Raw genomic sequence first — 20,107 nt, 5'->3', positions numbered from 1 at the left:
AGGCATCCGTCTCGTACTACTTCTTTTGTCTATTGTAATGTTGTCAATGATCGATTTTCAAACTTCCCTTCTATTGGAAAGCGGATGCAAAAGTACACGCTTTTTTATTACCCTCCAAATATTTTTACACCTTTTTTTGAACTTTTTTATCCAGCATATAACAATCCCCTTATTATCACTGATTTACAAAATGTATTTTTTTTGTCTCTGTTGAGAAAAATAAGTTTTCCAAAACAAAATATTTTATCAGATTGTTCTAATTTATTGAATCAATTCTATAAAATCTCAAGAAATTATGTCATACAAAACTATTCTCACGGCTTTATTGGTTTGCTGTACGAGTTTTATTTATGCCGAAAGTATAGAATCTCCTAACCGGCAATTAAAACTAGACTTTTATATCGAATCGGGCATTCCTTATTACAGCCTTTCGTTTAAAGGAGAAACCGTTATCGGCAAAAGCCGATTAGGTTTTGAAATGATGAACGTACCTTCTATGAAAGACGAATTTTCTTTAAGAAACGCCCATGTTTCTTCTTTTGACGATACATGGGAGCCGGTATGGGGAGAAGTGAAAGAAATAAGAAACCGATATAACGAACTCGAGGTGTTACTAGAACAAGGCAATCCAAAACGAGAAGTTATAGTCAGATTCCGTCTCTACGACGACGGAATGGGGTTCAGATATGAATTCCCAAAGCAAAAAGACTTGTCATATTTCACTATTGCCGAAGAACTCACTGAATTCAATCTTGGCAAAGATTATAAGGCTTTCTGGATACGTGGAGACTACGACACTAATGAATACAGCTATACAACTTCTCAATTATCGGAAATAGCCGAAAAAATAAAGGACGCAACAGAAGCCATTCCGGCACAATCCCCCACCAAAGAACTTGCCGTACAAACACCTCTTATGCTAAAAGGCGATAGTATATATATAAATATACACGAAGCTGCACTAAAAGATTATCCGGCCATGGTACTGAAACTCGATGATAAGAATTTCGTTCTTTCTTCGCTACTCACACCTGATCCTCTCGGTGGCAAAGGTCGCCTACAAACATCCAGCCAAACACCGTGGAGAACTATTCTCGTAAGTGATAAAGCCGCTGATCTTTTAGCTTCGAAAACTATTCTGAATTTAAACGAACCGAATAAAATTAAAAATACGAACTGGATAAAACCGATGAAATATGTGGGTGTATGGTGGGAAATGTTCGTGCCCAATGGAAAAAACTGGGCATATGCCGATACGACAAATATAAAACTCGACTCGATAAACTACCGGCAATTAAAGCCCACCGGCAAACATGCCGCTACAACAGAAAATGTAAAAAAATACATTGATTTTGCAGCTAAAAACGGCTTCGACGGGGTACTGGTAGAAGGCTGGAACATAGGATGGGAGGACTGGTTTGGCCATATGAAAGAATATGTTTTCGATTTCGTAACGCCGTATCCGGATTTCAACGTAAACGAATTACAACAATATGCTGCTGATAAAGGAGTCAAACTAATTATGCACCACGAGACATCCGCTTCCGTACCCAATTATGAACAACATATGGATACTGCTTATCAATTTATGAAAAAACACGGATACGACGCCTTGAAATCGGGGTATGTAGGAAAAATAATCCCTTATGGAGAACATCATTACGGGCAAACTATGGTAAACCATTACCTCAAAGCTATCGAAAAAGCCGCCGATCAGGAAATTATGGTCAACGCCCACGAACCGGTACGACCTACCGGAATGCATCGTACTTATCCTAATTACCTCGCCGCCGAGTCGGCTCGAGGTACTGAATATGAAGCATTAGAATACATAAATCCCGACCACCAGACCATTTTACCGTTTACTCGTTTAATGGGAGGACCGATGGACTATACCCCCGGGATATTCCAAACCGACCTCAGCTACTACGACCCCACAGTAAAAAAGCGTGTGAATACGACCTTAGCTAAACAATTGGCATTATACGTCACGATGTATAGCCCACTACAAATGGCCGCAGATTTACCTGAAAATTACGAAAGATTTCCGGATGCCTTCCAATTCATAAAAGACGTAGCTGTCGATTGGGACGATACCCGAATTCTCGAAGCCGAACCGGGCGATTTTATTACCATTGCAAGAAAAGCTAAAGGCACAAACGACTGGTATGTGGGTAGCATCTCCGACGAAAATAAACGCCGTTCTGAAATTTCTTTTGATTTTCTCGATGACGGGAAAGATTACATCGCTACAATTTATGCCGACGGCCCCAACGCAGATTATGAGAAAAATCCTCAATCTTATACAATAAAAAAATATAGAGTAAACAATAAATCGAAATTAAATCAACCCGTTGCCCGTAGCGGAGGATACGCAATCAGCATAAAAGAAGCCAAATCTTCCCGTGAAATTAAAAACCTAAAAAGATTATAATGTACACTATATAAATTCTCATAATTATAAATTATATTATATTTGCAACATTATATCTAAAAACGAAATTATGGAAAGAGATTATTCTGCTTCACGCTATGAATCGCAAGCCGCACAAACTACGCTCATAAAGAATGTTTATCTTTGGATGACAGCAGCACTTGCTATTACCGGCATTACAGCATTGGCTGTAAATAATTCTACAGCTATGCAGCAATTGCTGTTTAATGGAAGAGCCAGCTTTCTTATCCTTATCATTGCAGAATTTGCACTGGTATGGTATATATCAGCCCGTATAGACCGATTATCGTTTACAACAGCTACAGGATTGTTTATGTTATATTCATTTCTCAACGGTCTCACGCTTTCTTTTATATTCTTAGCATATACTGCGTCTTCTATCGCCTCTACATTTTTTATTACTGCCGGAACATTTGGAGCAATGAGTTTATACGGATATTTTACCAAAAAGGACCTTACCTCCTGGGGAAATATCTTGATTATGGCACTTATCGGTCTTATTATTGCTTCGGTAGTAAATATTTTCATGAGTAGTTCTATGTTATACTGGATTACCACGTTTGCAGGCGTCATCATTTTTGTAGGACTCACAGCCTATGATACTCAAAAAATAAAATCGTTATTGGGACAAGAAATAAACGAGACTTCACAAAAAATGGCTCTCATCGGAGCTTTATCTTTGTACCTCGATTTTATAAATTTGTTCTTATATTTATTACGTATTTTCGGAAGCCGCAGAAATTAAAAACCATTATTTTATAAAAAATAGGCTGTCTAATTTTTTATTGTTAGACAGCCTATTTTTTATTCATATATTTTAAAGAGATGTTTCGGAAAGAAGATTTTCGAGATCTTTCCCTGAAAGTTTAGGATAGAATCTACCATTACGTGCTACAGTAATATTTCCCGTTTCTTCCGATACAATAATAGCCGTAGCATCAGATTCCTGAGAAATACCTAATCCCGACCGGTGGCGTAACCCAAAAGATTTGGGAATATCTTGGCTATGAGAAACCGGAAGAATGCAAGACGCCGCAACGATACGATTATCGGCAATAATTACAGCACCATCGTGCAAAGGGCTATTTTTAAAAAAAATACTTTCTATTAAACGAGTATTTACATTGGCATTTATTATATCACCGGTTTGCACAAACTGCGTAAGAGCGATGTCTTTTTGTATCACGATCAGTGCCCCGGTTTTTGATTTGGCCATGTTCATACACGCATACACAATAGGTAAAATAAAAGCATGATTCTGATTTTTCTCCTTATCGGTGAAAAATAATTTAAAGAAAAAACGCCATCGTTTATGCGATCCCAACTCGACCAAAAAACGACGTATTTCATCTTGAAACAATATTACGAGGATAAGGACACCTACACTGATAAATTTGTCCATAATAGCCCCCATCAGCTTCATATCAAGAATCTGTGTTACCACGATCCACACACCGATAAAAGCCATAACTCCGGCAAATATATTTATCGTACCCGAATCCTTCATTAATTTATAAATATTGTACAGCAGCAATGCTACCAAAATAATATCTACAATATCTTTTATTCCGAAATGTACAAACATATAACTTTTCGTTTAATTCAATGTATACCGAGAATTTTATTCGGACCTCAACGTTTCCGACACTATTTTTACCGTCTCTACCGCTTCACGTACATCATGAACACGTAAAATATCGGCTCCACTCAGAAGCGCCAATGTATTCAGTACGACCGTACCATTAAGGCTTTCCTCCGGTGTCGTCTCCAATAATTTATATATCATCGACTTACGTGAAACGCCTACCAGTAATGGCAAACCGAACACATTAAAATCGGCAAGCCTGTTCATCAATAAGTAATTATTTTTTAACGTCTTGCTAAATCCGAAACCTGGGTCTATAATCAGATCTTTGGCTCCCATTAAAGTCAGTCGATCTATTTTTTGGGCAAAATAACGTAAGATTTCCGCTATCAAATTATTATAAGCGGTATGACTCATCATAGTTTGAGGTGTACCTCTCATATGCATCATAATGTAAGGAACACCCAATAACGCCACTGTAGAAAACATCTTTTCGTCAAGTTCACCAGCCGAAATATCGTTTATTATCGCTACCGAATATTCTTCGACACACCATCTGGCGACATCAGCCCTGAAAGTATCCACCGAAACAATGGCTTCAGGATAAAACCGCCGAATAATACTCAATCCCTTATCTAATCTCCGTATTTCTTCCTTAGATGAAATATTTTCGGCTTGCGGTCTGGAAGAATAGGCCCCAATATCTATAATATCGGCACCTTCATTCATCATTTTCTGCAAACGCGCAATTATCATCGTATCCTCTTCACTCCGGCTACCGGCATAAAAAGAATCAGGAGTCACATTTAAGATACCCATTACCCAGGGACGATCGATAACGGTAAGTTTTCCGTTAATATTGAGTGCCATCTGCTTTTTCGGAACCGTATTCATGACAAATGCAATTTCTCCTAAATAATTACAACTAACGAAGATAAACTTTTTTATCGGAATGCCGGATATTTAAATCAAATTTTATAAGAATTTCCACGACAAACAAAATTACGATCCGGCATTATCTGCTACCGGAATCTTTTGTAACTCTTTCGACTTCTTGCATCGGCTTATCAACAGGTTCCTTCAAAGAATTATGTTTATTGTGTTTTTCTTTTTTCTTGTTTTTTTGTTTTATACTTACAGCCTTCTTTATTACTGTATCTGTTTGCAACTCTTTATTAAAAGATTCTATTCGAGCATTAAAGACTGAGATTTCTTCCTCCCCGTTTAAAATCACCGTTTTGGAAGAAAAATCGACAAAATGCAATGCGACGGCAATTAATATAAATATAAGGAATACGAAAGCAGCCCGTCGTTCCTTCCGGGAAAAATAAAAAAATCGATTATCGTAAAATTTATTCATTTGAATAATCCTAACCCCGAAAGGAAAATAATAAATATGGCAACTGGAGCAATATACTTAAGACAAATCATTAAAGCCGGAAAATACCAATCGTTTATTTTACCGTGATTGTTCAGTTCGTTCCGTACAAATTTACGATCGAGTTTCCAGCCTACATATATAGATATGAGCATACCGCCTAAAGGCAAAAGAATATTGGAAGCCAGAAAATCGCAAAAATCGAAAATTGTGAACCCGAATATCTTCACATCGGAAAGCGCCCCAAAAGAAAGAGAACAGAGAATACTCATTACAAAACATATAAAAACCAATAACTGGGTAGCTCTGCTTCGGATAAAGCCGAACTCTTCACATAAAAAAGCAATAGCGACTTCACAAAGCGAGATCGTAGAAGTAAGAGCCGCAACCGTAATGAGAATAAAAAATAATATCGACCAGAAATAAGCTCCCGGCATGTGCTGGAAAACATTAGGTAGAGTAATAAATATAAGTTCGGGCCCTTGAGAAGGACTGATACCAAAAGAAAAAACAGCCGGGAATATAACGATACCAGCCAACACAGCCACCACCGTATCGAGTGAAGCTACAGTCACTGCCGTTTTAGGCAAAGATGTATTCTCTGAAAAATACGAAGAATAAGTTATAAGCGTACCCATCCCCAAACTTAAAGAGAAAAACGCCTGCCCCATCGCCCTGAGAACAACACCTGAATCGATTTTTGAAAAATCGGGATGGAACATAAAAGACAATCCCTCGGCAGTACCCGAAAGGAATAACGACCTGATCCCGAATATAATCAACAAAACAAATAATAACGGCATTAGTATATTCGATGCTTTTTCGATCCCGTTATGTACACCTCGGGAAAGAATAATATAATTTATTAGGAGAAAAAGCGCAGTCCAGAAAATAGGACGAAATGAACTCGAAGTAAATTCAACAAATGCCGATTGAAAAAAAGCGGGGTCTTTTCCCGTTAATCCAAACGAAATAGACTGCCAAACATATTCAAGTGTCCACCCGGCAATTACCGAATAAAATCCCATGATAAAAACAGCGGCGAAAATTCCTAAAAATCCTACAATAAACCAGTATGATCCCGGAGAAAGTTTCATAAATGTACGAGTAGCATTCGCCTTAGCACTCCGCCCGATAGTAAACTCGGCCAGCATGACCGGTAATCCCAAAACAATAACACATATACAATACACCAATAAAAAAGCGGCTCCACCATTCTGACCCGTTTCGTAAGGGAAACGCCAAATATTACCCAATCCTACCGATGATCCTGCTGTGGCGGCTATTACCCCCAAACGCGTCGCGAATGTCGCTCGTTTTGTCATATCGATCTTATTTTAATTTATTTCTGCAAAATTAATACATGAAATGATATTTACGTATTATTATTTACAGAAAAATACGAATCTGAAAGTTTTTCTCAGTTTTTGCTAAACAATTTACGAATTATGCAAATAAAATACAAATCCTGCATACTTCAAGTCAAATATGTATCTTTGTATTGTTCTTTATCTGTTGTATTGAACATGATAAATTAGAATTTGTTTATGAACATAAAACATTTAATACTGTCTTTTCTTCCGACGATCGTTATTGCTTCGATCATCATATACCTATCTCTCATCTATACTTCAGCACCTACCGAACTTACTAAAATCCCGTATATCGATAAGTATGTACACGCTTGCATGTATCTCGGCCTAACATTCGTTTTTTATTTCGATATGTTCCGCTCTCCTCATCTCCCAAACATGAGTCGTTCTCAAAAACTCTGGACAATATGGCTTTTACCCGTAATTTGTGGAGGTTTAATGGAATTAGGACAAAAATATTTGACGACAACGCGGGCATGCGAATTACTCGATTTCGTTTCGAACACAATTGGAGCTACTACCGGGCTACTTGCCGGGGTTTTAATTATTAATCCTTTACTTCGAAAATATCGATATAAAAAATAACAAGAGGATAATTGTATTATTTACCCTCCTGTTATTCTATATATTCTTCATCGTTCTTATATCCTTTGATTCATCACTGTTGCCATATCTGAACGACCCATTATCTCATATATTATCGCAGCACAAGTATAAGAAACCGATGGTATAAGGCGTACATGAATATCGAATCCACCCTCTTTTTCGGCTGGAAAAGGGACATATAATGCCGATTCGATTTCATGAACTTTTACTGCCGAAGGCAACGAATAGTAATCGAGTGCCGCACAGCCATCATCCGCTACAGTAAGTACACATACCGGTTTTAAACAATTTCCTCTCATATGCTGATTGTTTTGAAACGCATATAACGGATGCTGTGTATCTATAAAATGAGTCACCGGCCTCGACCACCCTTTCATCTTAAAAGAAATCATCCGTAAAAGATCTTCCGGTAAAAACACCCTGCCGCTGCCATCTTCATTCTTTACCGGTTTCAATACCGAACGTATATCTATAGCTTCAGTCATATAAACAGGGGCTATGCTCAGAACAGAAGCGATCGCTTCGGGAAGTTTCATCGAAATATATTTGTCGATAGAAAGACCGCCTACCTGAAGAACATCATCTTCAAAGCTGGGGGTCAATTCCTCCATATTAGTCTTCACCTTTTCAATCCATTCTTTTACTGAAAGATACATTTTTCTATCCTCCCTAATTAAAAGTTTGCGATAGCAGGAAAAGCCACACTCAATTTTTTTGCCACCGATCTTATTTTTGCAGGAGTAGATAATTCCGTCGAAGTAACATTATAGGGGTCGGCACGCAAAATTTCACGAGCACCCTGCCAAGTAGTTATTTCGGGGTATCGAGTTGTTTCGATCTCTTCTACAACAGGTTTGGAAGCAAATTCTTCACATAACCAAAATTTTTTCTCAAAACCACTATCCGACTCTATTCCCTGTTGAATTTCGGGATCGGCAGTTGCATAATACCCCGAAATATTATCTTTAGAAATAAACCGTATACGCATGTATTTACCAGCCACCTTTATCAACGCCGACAGGTTTCCATTCCGGGTTTCATATGTTTTTAGTTGATCATTATTTTTCATAAAACATTAAATTAATAGGGGTTCCCGTCGCACTGTAATACGAAATACCAACATAATAACCGGGAACCCCTTGAAATTATAAATCGAAGAATCCTAAAAGAATGTCGAACAAAGCATTATGCAGTCTTCGGGATAATTCGCATATGCGCTGCCGGATAACGCAGAGTGAGGCAGCTTGCTTCGGTGAGTACCAATGCGTCGGTATTACGTACTCCGGCCTTTTTCAGGTCGAGCGCCTGAGTTCCAAAAGGAACATGAGACCATTTGGTAATAAATTCGGGATCGAAAATAAAACCGTAATCACTCATGCCGCAATCATCAAACACTTCGGAATAGAGTACGAACAAACGTCCGAATTTCGATTTTATTTCAGAAAAATCTATCCCCCATTTTACCATATCCTCATTAGAGGTAACGATTTTTGTAACTTCGAGTTTATTGATACGCCCGATAAAATCGGAACCGCCGATAAGCACTTTTCTCTTATTTCCACCATTTCCGGTAAACGCCTCTTTCATAATATCGATGAGATCGTTTTGGGTAAGGTCAACTTTAGGATCGAATTCATATTCTTTACCGGCCTGCCACCAGATACCTCCTGTAAGAGATACATTTTCTTTTTTCTTAGAATCATATAGCGAACGCTTCACCCCGAACATGAACGTTTTTTCCATCCCCAAACGCATATCGTATATAGCCGACTCTTCAGCATCGGAGAAATCCCACTCGACTTCTTTATTGGCAATCTTCTGGAATGTAGATTGTTCTACCTGCATCTTAAAAATCTGGCAGTTATTTTGCTCCTTAACCGGTAAAGCCTCGAACTGAGCTGTTTGTACATCAAGTTCTGTCGCTGCACGGCCCATACGTATAAAAGTAGCCCCTTTTGCAATAGAAGGCACACAATTTTCAATAGAGCCGATTTTTTTACCGTTTATGGCATAAACATTCAGTTCTCCATTTTCTTCTTTACTGGAGATATAAAGCACTAAATCAGCTTTAGATTGAGTGGTACCATCCGCCTCATAACCTTTTACCCCTTGTACGAGAATTGTTTCCGAAACTTCGAAAATATCGTTATTGGTCGTATTCAGTTTTACTTTTTGCGAGGCGGAAGTGGCAGAGGATGACTCAGGCTCGGTATATGCGGTATTAAGCGTCGCCTTAGTCGGTTTTACATCAACCGAATAATAATCGACCACCATAGATCCGGCTCGACGAGAACCAGCCCAACGAGTCAACTGATCGATCGGAGTCGACATGGGACGAATGCGGGTAATACGACGGTCGATCTCGTTTTTAATCAACCCGCTACTCTCTTTTCGTGAAATATCGGTAGTCAACGGCTCTCCCGTCACGATCTTGCCCCCGCTCGATCCCGGGATTACGGCTGCTGCCCAAACCCCTGCACCCGAAATTCCGACACAGGCTGCGACTACTGCAAATACAAAAAACAGAAAATCTCCCGACTTAAAAAATTTAATCATTTTTTTCTTCATAATTGTTTGTTTAAAATTAGAAATACTCATTAACTGCGGATATTTTCCGCAAACAATCGTTTTATTGGATAGATGTTATAACTTTATTATTCAGATAATCAGGAGAGAACGATTACAAATCCCATATACTCCGTCTTCGGCGTAAACCGAAAGCCGGTGTAAGATCCTCATCTTCATCATCTCCGGCCGAACGACTGCTTCTCAAATCGGGCATAGCATCGCCCTCTCTTTGTTTTTTCTCTAAAGAAATACGTTCGTTACGGCCTTTTACAATAGCTGCCTTTTCGGCACAATCGAGATCGTTATCATAATGTATGCCTTTAAATAGCAATTCGAGAACATCAGGGGTAAAATCACCCATAAATACATGCTCGCAAACATGATAAACCTTTCCCATAAAATTTTCAAAATCATCATCGTCCATTCCTTTAGCTTCTTTAAAGCGAGCGATTGCACGCTGACTATGTTCCAGGTTTTCCTGCATTGTTTTTTCGGTTTCCCTTTGGCGAGCCATTCTTTCAAGAAACTCATCATTTTCTTTTCTAATCTGGCTCATTCGGTCTTCGTCATCAGCACATTCGAGAATATCCTTTCCAAAATGTCGTACACACGCAATCAGAGGATCTTCACCACCGATCACATCTGAAATAAAAGCACCCATTTTAGGATTTGCCACAAAAAGGCTTGCCAGTTTATTCTGGTCGTTACACAATCGTTCATAGCGTTCACAAAGACGACTGTCGTACTCGGCCAACGCATCGAAAAAATCATCATCGTTGTCTAACGCACGATCGGGAAAACGCTTTGCAAGTTTCGCCACAATAAGCTCCCGGGCATTCTTCCTCGGAGCCTTCATCGATTCATTGTTTTCATTTTTCATAAATAAAAATTTTATATTGTTAAATAATGGCGGATGCCCGCCTGTTCTAAAACTTTACAATGCAAATAAACAGGCAATTCGGAAGCGACTCGTGTGATAGTTATATAAAGGGATAAAAGGAAGATTATTTACGAAAGAAAAATTATTTATATTTCTCGCTTCTTCATTAATATAAGGATTTTTCACGTTTTACCGATTAGATTTTGACAATGGGGCTTCGAGGTTAAAAAAAGATGATGTACATTTGCATAATTTTGAAATACAGCCTGTAAACACAAGGCTATGAATCGACCCAATAAAAATTAAATTATAGATTTATGGCAACACCTCCTCCTTTCAAGTATCAGGAGCCTTTCCCCATGGGGAAAGACAATACCGAGTATTATTTACTCTCCAAAGACCATGTATCGGTAAATACCTTTAACGGAAAAGAAGTATTAGTAGTAGAACCTGAAGCTCTCACCTTATTATCGAATGCCGCATTTCGCGATGTATCGTTTTTATTAAGGCGGGAACATAATCTGATGGTAGCTAAAATACTGAAAGATCCTGAGGCCAGCGATAACGACAAATTCGTAGCTCTTACCATGTTACGCAACGCGGAAGTAGCCAGCAAAGGAGTTCTGCCTTTCTGCCAAGATACCGGAACCGCTATCGTTGTAGGTAAAAAAGGACAACAGGTATGGACCGGCGGAGGCGATGCTGAAGCCCTTTCGCTGGGTGTATATAAAACATATACCGAAGAAAATCTGAGATACTCGCAGAATGCACCCTTAGATATGTATAAAGAAGTAAATACCCGTTGCAATCTACCGGCTCAGATCGACCTGTACGCTGTAAACGGAATGGAATATAAATTCTTGTTTATGACTAAAGGCGGCGGTTCAGCTAACAAAACATACTTGTATCAAGAAACCAAAGCCCTAATCAACCCGGGTACATTAGTAAATTTCCTTGTTGAAAAGATGAAAACCCTCGGAACTGCCGCTTGTCCTCCTTATCATGTGGCATTCGTAATCGGCGGTACATCGGCAGAAATGAACTTGAAAACAGTTAAACTGGCATCCGCTAAATATTATGACAATCTACCCACAGAAGGAAATGAATGGGGACAGGCTTTCAGAGATATAAAACTCGAACAAGAAGTTCTGAAAGCAGCTCAGGAATCGGGTATCGGCGCACAATTCGGTGGTAAATATTTTGCTCACGATGTACGCATAATACGCTTACCGCGTCATGGTGCTTCCTGCCCTGTAGGACTCGGTGTATCTTGCTCTGCCGACCGCAACATTAAAGCGAAAATCAACCGCGACGGTCTTTGGATCGAGAAACTCGATGACAGACCCGGAGAACTGATTCCAGAAGAATTACGCCAGTCTGGTGAGGGGAATGTAGTAAAAATAGACCTGAACCGCCCGATGAAAGACATACTTGCCGAATTAACTAAGTATCCTGTTTCTACCCGTTTGTCTTTAAACGGAACCATCATCGTAGGCCGCGATATCGCTCACGCCAAAATCAAAGAGCGTCTCGATGCAGGAGAAGGTATGCCACAATACCTGAAAGATCATCCCATTTACTATGCCGGACCGGCAAAAACACCTCAAGGGATGCCCTCGGGTTCATTCGGACCGACGACTGCCGGCCGCATGGATTCTTATGTCGACCTTTTTCAGGAAAACGGAGGTTCAATGATTATGATTGCCAAAGGTAACCGCAGCCAGCAGGTAACCGATGCCTGTAAAAAACACGGTGGTTTTTATTTAGGAAGTATCGGTGGCCCCGCTGCAATACTCGCACAAAATAATATAAAGAAAGTAGAATGTCTCGAATATCCAGAATTGGGAATGGAAGCAATCTGGAAAATAGAAGTTGAAGATTTCCCTGCATTTATACTTGTTGACGATAAAGGGAATGATTTTTTCAAACAGATAAAACCACTTTGTCCGGCCAGTCCGAAATGTGAATAATACCAAACAAAGATTCAAAGAGCCTGCTTTTTAAAAACGCAGGCTCTTTTTCTTACCTATCCTATAGTAATAACGTATATTTGTATCCGCTTATTTACACAAACATAATATTCACCATGAAAAGGAATTGTATCACATTATTAGCGATTTTCGCATTTATGATCTTGTCATTAGACACAAACTCACAAAATCTCTCGGAAGTACCGACGTTCAAACGTTATGCAAAAGAAAATGCAGAATTACCGGCACCAGCAAAAAATAAAAAACGCATCGTTTTTATCGGAAACTCGATTACCGAATTCTGGGCCAGTACACACCCGTATTTTTTTGAAAATAACGGATATATCGGACGAGGAATCAGCGGACAGACCAGTCCTCAAATGTTACTACGTTTTTACAGAGATGTCGTTGCACTAAAACCGACAGCAGTCGTCATAAATGCCGGAACCAATGATATCGCCGAAAATACAGGAAAATACGACGCCGATTATACTTTCGATAACATACGCGCTATGGCCGACATCGCTAAATCCAACAAAATCAAAGTTATTTTATCCTCGGTGCTCCCAGCCGAAAAATTCGTTTGGAACCAGCGTATTACCGATGCTCCTCAGAAAATCGAAGCCCTGAATAAACGCATTAAAGAATATGCTAAGAAAAATAATTACGCTTATATCGATTATTATTCGACATTAAAAGACGAAAAATGCGGATTGCCTGCTAAACTAAGCAGCGATGGAGTTCACCCTAATGCTGCCTGTTATGAAATAATGGAAAAAATCGCGAAAAAGGTAATCGATAAAATCAATTAAATAAACGACTATTATTAACAGCAAAGCGGGAAAATGTTTTATTTATTTTCCCGCTTTGCTGTTAATACCGTTTGGTCTTATTTTTCACTGTAATATGCTTTTGCCCGATCGATATCGGTAAGGAAATCCTGTAAATCCTGTTCGTGATCTTGTTCTTCAGCCATAATATGTTTAGCCATATCGCAGGTTGTAAAATCGAGGCCGTCGGTAAGAGTCGCTATTTCCTGATAACGAAGTATAGCACAACGCTCGGAGGCAACATTTTGTTTCAGGATACTTACTACGCTAAAATCGTCGGGAGCTACATATTTGCAATGAGCCAAATCGAACCATTGCTTAGGAGACAAAACAGGAGTCCCTTCAAGTTCGATAATACGAGTCGCCAATAAATGAGCATGTTCGTATTCTTCCTGCGCATGTTCTTCCATTTCTTTTTGTACTTCGGTACGCATAGGACCTTCGATAACGAAAGAACCTACCCAATATTGATAAAACGCCAGCCACTCTTCGGCTAAAGCTTTATTCAGATTATCTACTAATTTAGGAACATCGATTTTCCCTTTAAGAATTGCAACACTTTCTTTTGCCATAACTTTACTATTTTAAAAGGTTAAACTTCTTGTGAATATCATACCACTCTTTTATTATACAGGATAGTTGTATAACATAATAAATTTCTTTTTGTTCGCTTTTTTAACGGATGAGCCCTTACCTCATCAAATACGAACAAAAATTTTTCGATTCTATTAAAAAATTATAATTGAAAAAATAACCTCTAAATATTTGTTTTCACAATCTAAATATTCTACATTTGCAATTAACAATATTGTTAAACATATATGTTAGTATGAAAACTAAAGAAAAAGAAGATAAAAACACAGAGCAAGCCATTCTCGAAGCTGCAGAAAAAGAATTCCTTGAGAAAGGTTATGTCCTAAGTAAAACAACCGATATAGCAAGGGCCGCCGGTGTCACCCACGCAATGTTACATTATTATTTCCGCACAAAAGATAATTTATTCAATAAAGTATTCATTAAAAAAACCGAAGTTGCAGCCAGTTCTTTTGGAAACATACTCGATCAGGATCTGCCGTTTACAGAAAAAATGAGCAAATTTATCGAATCTCATTTCGACTTTATAGCAGCCAATCCTCGACTTCCCTTTTTTATCCTGAACGAGTTATTATCCAACCCAGAACGATTAAAAGAATTTAAAAAAATATTTACGCCCCTTATTGCTTCGGTTATAGTTAAAATGGACAATCTCATTCATCAAGAGGTGTCTGCGGGAAATATCCGACCTGTTTCGGGTTACAATATATTGCTCGATATTGTTACCCTTAATGCCTCTCTCTTTATTTTAAAACCCATATTACAGGATAATGTATTCGAAAAGTATAGAGAGAAAACTCAAGACTTTCTTATACAAAGAAAAAAAGAACACGTACAACTGATACTCGATCATCTTAAACTATAATCCTATATATGCGCACCTATTATATTTTACCCTTATGAAAAAAACGATTTTATATCTTCTACTTTTTTCTATCTTTTTCCAGGCAAAAGCTCAAATCACATTACAGGAATGCCAGGCAAAAGCTCAACAAAATTATCCGTTAGTAAAACAATACGGCCTTATCGAACAAGCCAAAAATTATGACATATCTAATGCGGCCAAAGGAAATCTACCACAAATATCCCTATCAGCCAAAGCCTCATATCAGTCAGCTGTGACCGAAGTCCCGGTCATAATCCCAGGAATAAATATTAAAGGTCCCGACAAAGACCAGTATCAGATTTCGGCAGAGATTTCTCAAAATATTTGGGATGGAGGAGTCATAAGAGATCGGAAAAAAATCGCAAAGGCCAAAAGCGAAGCCGATTTTCAACAAAACCGGGTAGATATGTATGTATTAAATGACAGGATTAACGAAATGTATTTCGGAATCTTACTATTAGATGAGCAATTAACTCAAAATCGATTGTATCAGGAAGAACTGAATCGACATTTACAACAAATAACAGCGTATGTGCAATATGGCATTGCCAATCAATCAGATATAGATGCAGTTGAAGTTAACCGACTAGACGCTTCTCAAAAACAGACAGAGCTGGAAACTACCCGCTATGCATATATACAAATGCTTTCGGCATTTACCGGAAAGAAAATAGAGTATAACACTCGTTTCATTTCTCCCGAAATGCCTCGAAATATTTTATTAAATGAAATAAATCGCCCCGAACTCGACCTTTTCGATGCTGAAAACCGATTACTCGAATCACAGAAAAAATCGATTCTCTCCAAAAATTTGCCCAAGCTGGGATTATTTATACAAGGAGGATATGGTAACCCGGGATTAAATATGCTTAAAAACGGTTTCGATACTTATTATATTGCAGGCATACGACTCAATTGGAACTTCGGAAATCTTTACACACAAAAAAACGAGAAAAAAATTATAGAAACAAATAAAAAGACGATCGACGTACAACGTGAAACCTTTCTTTTCAATACCCGGCTAAAAATAACTCAAGGAAATAGCGAGGTAGAAAAATACCGGAAACTTGCGGAAGACGATGACGAAATTATCCGGCTACGTACCCGCATTCGTAAAGCGGCCGAAGCAAAAGTCGCTAACGGAACTCTGAGTGTAACGGAGTTTCTACGTGAGGTCACTGCCGAAGATCAGGCTAAACAAGCTAAAGCCGTACATAAAACACAACTACTTATGGCTATTTATAATTTAAAGTATACGACAAATCTTTAAAATAAGCGTTATGAAAAAAATACAAACACTGCTCTCAAGTATCGTTTTACTTACCCTGTTTTGCGCTTGTAGCAACAAAGACAATCGCTACGATGCCGCCGGAACATTTGAAGCGACAGAAGTTATCGTGTCAGCCGAAGCAAACGGGAAACTGGAACAATTCGACATTACAGAAGGGGAACTGTTAAAAGCCGGTGAAACCGTCGGTTATATCGATACGATACAAATCTGGCTAAAGATACAACAATTAAAAGCCAGCAACAAAGCTATTTCGAGCCGTTTAGCCGATGTTCCGGTACAAATCGCCGCATTGCAACAACAAATAATGACCCAGAAAAGGGAAAAATACCGATTTGAAAACTTATTAAAAAACAATGCCGCCAACCAGAAACAAGTCGATGATATCGATGCTCAGATTACTGTGCTTGAAAAACAACTGGAGGCTCAACTTTCATCTTTACGTAATAACAATAGTGGACTTAACGAAGAAAGTGCAGCAACAACTCTGCAAATCGCACAACTCGAAGATCAACTGCAAAAATGCCGCATCTATTCGCCCATAACCGGTACAGTACTTACCAAATATGCCGAAGCCGGAGAATTAGCAACTACAGGCAAAGCTCTATTTAAAATAGCAGATACCGAACAATTGTTTTTACGTGCATATCTTACCTCCGACCAACTATCTTCGATAAAAACAAGACAAAAAGTTAAAGTAATAGCCGATTTCGGAGGAGAAGAACAAAGGGAATACGACGGTACGGTTTCTTGGATTTCATCGAAAGCCGAGTTCACCCCCAAAGGTATACAGACTCGTGATGAGCGGGCTAATCTCGTTTATGCGGTAAAAATCGCAGTAAAAAATGACGGCTATATAAAAATAGGTATGTACGGAGAAGTGATTTTTACCCAACAATGAAATCGGTTACAGTTGAAAATATTTTAAAAAAATACGGGAATACCGTAGCGTTAAACGGTGTATCCTTCGATACGGATCCTGGTGAACTGTTCGGAATTATCGGTCCGGACGGTGCTGGAAAAACGACACTTTTCAGAATACTTACGACTCTGATTCTCCCCGATTCCGGAACCGCAGACATAGACGGATGCGACATTTTACGCGATTATAAAAAGATACGCCAACGTGTGGGCTATATGCCAGGACGTTTTTCTCTCTACCAGGATATGACCGTAGAGGAAAATCTACGCCTTTTCGCAACCGTATTCCAAACAACGGTAAAAAAAAACTATCATCTGATAAAGGATATCTATTCCCAATTAGAACCTTTTAAAAACCGTCGTTCGGGCAAGTTATCGGGTGGAATGAAGCAAAAACTCGCCCTCTGTTGTGCTCTTATTCACAAGCCGAAAGTCCTTTTTCTCGACGAGCCTACCACCGGTGTCGACCCGGTATCCCGAAAAGAATTTTGGCAAATGCTGAAGAGGCTCCGGGAACAAGGCATCACCATTATCGTTTCTACACCCTATATGGATGAAGCCAAACTCTGCGACCGAATTGCCCTGATCAAAAACGGAGGATTTATCGCCATAGAAACGCCCGAAGCTATTATTGAAAGTTTTCCGGAAACGTTATGGGCTGTTAAAGCCGATCATATGTCCGCTCTTTTAGACACTTTACGTCACAGCAAAGGAATTAAAACCAGCTTCGCTTTCGGAGAAGTTCACCATATAACTGTTGATACATCGGTACACTCCCTCGAATCTTTAAAGACTTATCTGGAAAATAAAGGTCACAAAAATGTATGGATAAGTCCGATAACCCCAACCATTGAAGACTGCTACATGTTGCTATCATCCAATTCATAATCATTCGGCATGGAAAAAGAGAAAATCGTCATAAAAACCCAGAATCTCACTAAACGATTCGGTACATTCACGGCTGTAGATCATATCAGTTTCGAGGTCGAAGAAGGAGAAATATTCGGATTTCTCGGAGCAAACGGTGCCGGAAAAACAACAGCCATGCGTATGTTATGCGGGCTAAGTAAGGCCACTTCAGGAAAAGGGACTGTAGCCGGATATGATATCAACACCCAATCTGAAATGGTAAAACGAAATATCGGATACATGAGCCAGAAATTTTCGTTATACGAAGATTTAAAAGTGTGGGAAAATATAAGACTTTTCGGCGGTATTTACGGTCTCAACGACGAACTTATCGCCCGTAAAACCGATGCGCTTCTGAAACGTCTGGGATTTGAATCGGAACGCAACACATTAGTAAAAAAATTGCCTTTAGGCTGGAAACAAAAGTTAGCTTTTTCTGTAGCGATTTTTCACGACCCCCGTATCGTTTTCCTTGATGAACCTACCGGAGGAGTAGACCCGGCAACCCGAAGACAATTTTGGGAAATGATATATCAGGCCGCCGAACGGGGAATAACGATATTCGTCACTACCCATTATATGGATGAAGCGGAATATTGTAACCGGGTTTCGATAATGGTCGACGGGAAAATAGAGGCCCTCGATTCACCATCACGACTAAAAAAACAATTCGGAGTCACCTCTATGGAAGACGTATTTTTTCATCTGGCACGAAAAGCCAAAAGAGGAGAATGACACTATGAAACAATTCCTTGCATTTGTCATAAAAGAGTTTTATCACATCCTACGGGACCGGCGTACGATGCTCATCTTGCTGGGTATGCCCGTGGTAGAAATTATCTTATTCGGTTTTGCCATTACAAATGAAGTAAAAGATGTACGCATAGCTATACTCGATCCTTCAAAAGATGCAGTAACCGAAAAAATCATTTACCAGCTAAACGCCAACGAATATCTCGAGGTTGTAAAATACATTCATAACACCGACGAAATCAACCATGTTTTCAGAAAAGACGAAGCCGACATCGTCGTTGTTTTCAACGATCATTTCGACAGCAATCTCCAGCATACGGGAACAGCACAAATACAGATTATCGCAGACGGAACCGATCCGAATATGGCGACACAATATACCGGTTACGTTTCCAGCGTCATCGGCATGGCACAAGCGGACATCGTAACCGGAAGCCAATTTGAAAATATCCCGATACAAATCGAGTCGGTTGTAAAACTTTTATATAATCCCCGAATGAAAGGAGCTTATAATTTCGTACCGGGAGTTATGGGACTTATTCTGATGCTTATCTGTGCGATGATGACTTCTATTTCTATCGTAAGAGAAAAAGAAACAGGAACAATGGAAGTTTTACTCGTATCTCCTATGAAACCCATTTTTATTATCATAGCCAAAACCATACCCTATTTTGTACTCTCTTGTGTCAATCTCGTCAGCATCCTCTTATTATCGGTATATGTACTCGGAGTTCCTATTGCAGGAAGCTTATTTTGGTTATCGGCCGTATCGTTGCTTTTTATATTCGTTTCGTTAGCTTTGGGTTTGCTCATTTCTAACCTTACCCGAACACAAGTAGATGCCATGCTCATTTCAGGGATGGTACTGATGATGCCCGTCATGTTATTATCGGGAATGATTTTTCCCATAGAAAGCATGCCCTCTGTACTGCAATGGCTATCTAACATATTACCGGCTAAATGGTATATCTCAGCCGTAAAAAAAATCATGATCGAAGGACTGGACGTAAGGCTGGTCATAGAAGAGATATCGATACTTACCGCCATGGCAGTATTGCTGCTTGTCGTAAGCCTGAAAAAGTTCAATAACCGATTAGAATAACAAAAAGTC

20 protein-coding genes are annotated in these 20,107 nt (G+C 39.1%); 11 read left to right on the top strand and 9 right to left on the bottom strand.

Annotated elements, in window-relative coordinates:
* Positions 1-277 precede the first annotated feature (277 nt).
* Positions 278-2,434 carry a glycoside hydrolase family 97 protein gene (locus tag NMU02_RS12990; protein WP_435522045.1) on the top strand — a complete coding sequence of 719 codons (2,157 nt, stop codon included), beginning with the start codon at positions 278-280 and terminating at the stop codon, positions 2,432-2,434.
* A 70-nt stretch (positions 2,435-2,504) separates the two neighbouring features.
* Positions 2,505-3,200 (top strand): Bax inhibitor-1/YccA family protein, encoded by a 696-nt coding sequence (locus NMU02_RS12985; RefSeq protein ID WP_255028387.1) that lies wholly within the window; start codon positions 2,505-2,507, stop codon positions 3,198-3,200.
* A gap of 72 nt (positions 3,201-3,272) precedes the next feature.
* Here the strand turns inward: NMU02_RS12985 and cdaA are convergent, their stop codons facing one another.
* From cdaA to NMU02_RS12965, 4 genes are all read right to left on the bottom strand, one after another.
* On the bottom strand, positions 3,273-4,040 hold the full coding sequence (cdaA, locus tag NMU02_RS12980) for a diadenylate cyclase CdaA (protein WP_255028386.1): 768 nt from the start codon (positions 4,038-4,040) through the stop codon (positions 3,273-3,275).
* 36 nt (positions 4,041-4,076) lie between these two features.
* Complete coding sequence (folP, locus tag NMU02_RS12975; RefSeq protein WP_255028385.1) at positions 4,077-4,934, bottom strand: dihydropteroate synthase; 858 nt, start codon at positions 4,932-4,934, stop codon at positions 4,077-4,079.
* 121 nt (positions 4,935-5,055) lie between these two features.
* Entirely contained in the window at positions 5,056-5,304 is a 249-nt protein-coding gene (locus NMU02_RS12970; protein WP_255028384.1) for a hypothetical protein, read from the bottom strand.
* A 92-nt stretch (positions 5,305-5,396) separates the two neighbouring features.
* On the bottom strand, positions 5,397-6,743 hold the full coding sequence (locus NMU02_RS12965) for a sodium-dependent transporter (protein WP_255028383.1): 1,347 nt from the start codon (positions 6,741-6,743) through the stop codon (positions 5,397-5,399).
* 222 nt (positions 6,744-6,965) lie between these two features.
* Here NMU02_RS12965 and NMU02_RS12960 point away from each other — a divergent pair, with 222 nt between their 5' ends.
* Complete coding sequence (locus NMU02_RS12960) at positions 6,966-7,376, top strand: VanZ family protein (RefSeq protein WP_255028382.1); 411 nt, start codon at positions 6,966-6,968, stop codon at positions 7,374-7,376.
* Between the two features lie 56 nt (positions 7,377-7,432).
* On the opposite strand, the gene NMU02_RS12955 is transcribed toward NMU02_RS12960, so the two are convergent.
* From NMU02_RS12955 to NMU02_RS12940, 4 genes are all read right to left on the bottom strand, one after another.
* A complete protein-coding gene (locus tag NMU02_RS12955) occupies positions 7,433-8,008 on the bottom strand; it encodes a hypothetical protein (protein ID WP_255028381.1) in 576 nt (191 codons plus the stop codon).
* A gap of 62 nt (positions 8,009-8,070) precedes the next feature.
* The gene (locus NMU02_RS12950; RefSeq protein WP_255028380.1) at positions 8,071-8,466 is read right to left on the bottom strand and encodes a hypothetical protein; all 396 of its coding nucleotides are present in this window, start codon (positions 8,464-8,466) and stop codon (positions 8,071-8,073) included.
* Between the two features lie 116 nt (positions 8,467-8,582).
* A complete protein-coding gene (locus tag NMU02_RS12945) occupies positions 8,583-9,965 on the bottom strand; it encodes an SU10 major capsid protein (protein ID WP_255028379.1) in 1,383 nt (460 codons plus the stop codon).
* A gap of 112 nt (positions 9,966-10,077) precedes the next feature.
* Positions 10,078-10,845 (bottom strand): hypothetical protein, encoded by a 768-nt coding sequence (locus tag NMU02_RS12940; RefSeq protein ID WP_255028378.1) that lies wholly within the window; start codon positions 10,843-10,845, stop codon positions 10,078-10,080.
* 317 nt (positions 10,846-11,162) lie between these two features.
* Here NMU02_RS12940 and NMU02_RS12935 point away from each other — a divergent pair, with 317 nt between their 5' ends.
* Together NMU02_RS12935 and NMU02_RS12930 are read left to right on the top strand one after the other, a co-directional pair.
* Complete coding sequence (locus tag NMU02_RS12935) at positions 11,163-12,815, top strand: fumarate hydratase (protein WP_255028377.1); 1,653 nt, start codon at positions 11,163-11,165, stop codon at positions 12,813-12,815.
* A gap of 116 nt (positions 12,816-12,931) precedes the next feature.
* Complete coding sequence (locus NMU02_RS12930; protein ID WP_255028376.1) at positions 12,932-13,627, top strand: SGNH/GDSL hydrolase family protein; 696 nt, start codon at positions 12,932-12,934, stop codon at positions 13,625-13,627.
* Positions 13,628-13,704: 77 nt separating this feature from the next.
* Here NMU02_RS12930 and NMU02_RS12925 read toward each other — a convergent pair whose 3' ends face one another.
* Positions 13,705-14,217 (bottom strand): ferritin-like domain-containing protein, encoded by a 513-nt coding sequence (locus NMU02_RS12925; RefSeq protein ID WP_255028375.1) that lies wholly within the window; start codon positions 14,215-14,217, stop codon positions 13,705-13,707.
* Positions 14,218-14,474: 257 nt separating this feature from the next.
* Here NMU02_RS12925 and NMU02_RS12920 point away from each other — a divergent pair, with 257 nt between their 5' ends.
* From NMU02_RS12920 to NMU02_RS12895, 6 genes are read left to right on the top strand one after another with little or no spacing between them, the layout of a single operon-like run.
* Complete coding sequence (locus NMU02_RS12920) at positions 14,475-15,104, top strand: TetR/AcrR family transcriptional regulator (RefSeq protein WP_255028374.1); 630 nt, start codon at positions 14,475-14,477, stop codon at positions 15,102-15,104.
* A gap of 34 nt (positions 15,105-15,138) precedes the next feature.
* Positions 15,139-16,395 carry a TolC family protein gene (locus NMU02_RS12915; protein ID WP_255028373.1) on the top strand — a complete coding sequence of 419 codons (1,257 nt, stop codon included), beginning with the start codon at positions 15,139-15,141 and terminating at the stop codon, positions 16,393-16,395.
* Between the two features lie 10 nt (positions 16,396-16,405).
* Positions 16,406-17,314 (top strand): HlyD family secretion protein, encoded by a 909-nt coding sequence (locus NMU02_RS12910; RefSeq protein WP_255028372.1) that lies wholly within the window; start codon positions 16,406-16,408, stop codon positions 17,312-17,314.
* Complete coding sequence (locus NMU02_RS12905; RefSeq protein ID WP_255028371.1) at positions 17,311-18,222, top strand: ABC transporter ATP-binding protein; 912 nt, start codon at positions 17,311-17,313, stop codon at positions 18,220-18,222. The genes NMU02_RS12910 and NMU02_RS12905 overlap by 4 nt, the downstream gene beginning before the upstream one ends.
* Before the next feature lie 9 nt (positions 18,223-18,231).
* Complete coding sequence (locus tag NMU02_RS12900) at positions 18,232-18,978, top strand: ABC transporter ATP-binding protein (RefSeq protein ID WP_255028370.1); 747 nt, start codon at positions 18,232-18,234, stop codon at positions 18,976-18,978.
* 4 nt (positions 18,979-18,982) lie between these two features.
* A complete protein-coding gene (locus NMU02_RS12895) occupies positions 18,983-20,098 on the top strand; it encodes an ABC transporter permease (RefSeq protein WP_255028369.1) in 1,116 nt (371 codons plus the stop codon).
* Positions 20,099-20,107: the final 9 nt, after the last annotated feature.

Source organism: Coprobacter tertius (genome assembly GCF_024330105.1).
GTDB classification, from domain to species: Bacteria; Bacteroidota; Bacteroidia; order Bacteroidales; family Coprobacteraceae; genus Coprobacter; species Coprobacter tertius.
The sequence above is the reverse complement of the archived record's forward strand: the minus strand, read 5'-3'. Positions and strand labels throughout refer to the sequence as shown.

Coding starts and splice junctions, on each gene's coding strand:
- NMU02_RS12985 (WP_255028387.1), top strand. CDS start 2,505: ATGGAAAGAGATTATTCTGCTTCACGCTATGAATCGCAAGCCGCACAA.
- cdaA (WP_255028386.1), bottom strand. CDS start 4,040: ATGTTTGTACATTTCGGAATAAAAGATATTGTAGATATTATTTTGGTA.
- folP (WP_255028385.1), bottom strand. CDS start 4,934: ATGAATACGGTTCCGAAAAAGCAGATGGCACTCAATATTAACGGAAAA.
- NMU02_RS12965 (WP_255028383.1), bottom strand. CDS start 6,743: ATGACAAAACGAGCGACATTCGCGACGCGTTTGGGGGTAATAGCCGCC.
- NMU02_RS12960 (WP_255028382.1), top strand. CDS start 6,966: ATGAACATAAAACATTTAATACTGTCTTTTCTTCCGACGATCGTTATT.
- NMU02_RS12955 (WP_255028381.1), bottom strand. CDS start 8,008: ATGGAGGAATTGACCCCCAGCTTTGAAGATGATGTTCTTCAGGTAGGC.
- NMU02_RS12950 (WP_255028380.1), bottom strand. CDS start 8,466: ATGAAAAATAATGATCAACTAAAAACATATGAAACCCGGAATGGAAAC.
- NMU02_RS12945 (WP_255028379.1), bottom strand. CDS start 9,965: ATGAAGAAAAAAATGATTAAATTTTTTAAGTCGGGAGATTTTCTGTTT.
- NMU02_RS12940 (WP_255028378.1), bottom strand. CDS start 10,845: ATGAAAAATGAAAACAATGAATCGATGAAGGCTCCGAGGAAGAATGCC.
- NMU02_RS12935 (WP_255028377.1), top strand. CDS start 11,163: ATGGCAACACCTCCTCCTTTCAAGTATCAGGAGCCTTTCCCCATGGGG.
- NMU02_RS12930 (WP_255028376.1), top strand. CDS start 12,932: ATGAAAAGGAATTGTATCACATTATTAGCGATTTTCGCATTTATGATC.
- NMU02_RS12925 (WP_255028375.1), bottom strand. CDS start 14,217: ATGGCAAAAGAAAGTGTTGCAATTCTTAAAGGGAAAATCGATGTTCCT.
- NMU02_RS12920 (WP_255028374.1), top strand. CDS start 14,475: ATGAAAACTAAAGAAAAAGAAGATAAAAACACAGAGCAAGCCATTCTC.
- NMU02_RS12915 (WP_255028373.1), top strand. CDS start 15,139: ATGAAAAAAACGATTTTATATCTTCTACTTTTTTCTATCTTTTTCCAG.
- NMU02_RS12910 (WP_255028372.1), top strand. CDS start 16,406: ATGAAAAAAATACAAACACTGCTCTCAAGTATCGTTTTACTTACCCTG.
- NMU02_RS12905 (WP_255028371.1), top strand. CDS start 17,311: ATGAAATCGGTTACAGTTGAAAATATTTTAAAAAAATACGGGAATACC.
- NMU02_RS12900 (WP_255028370.1), top strand. CDS start 18,232: ATGGAAAAAGAGAAAATCGTCATAAAAACCCAGAATCTCACTAAACGA.
- NMU02_RS12895 (WP_255028369.1), top strand. CDS start 18,983: ATGAAACAATTCCTTGCATTTGTCATAAAAGAGTTTTATCACATCCTA.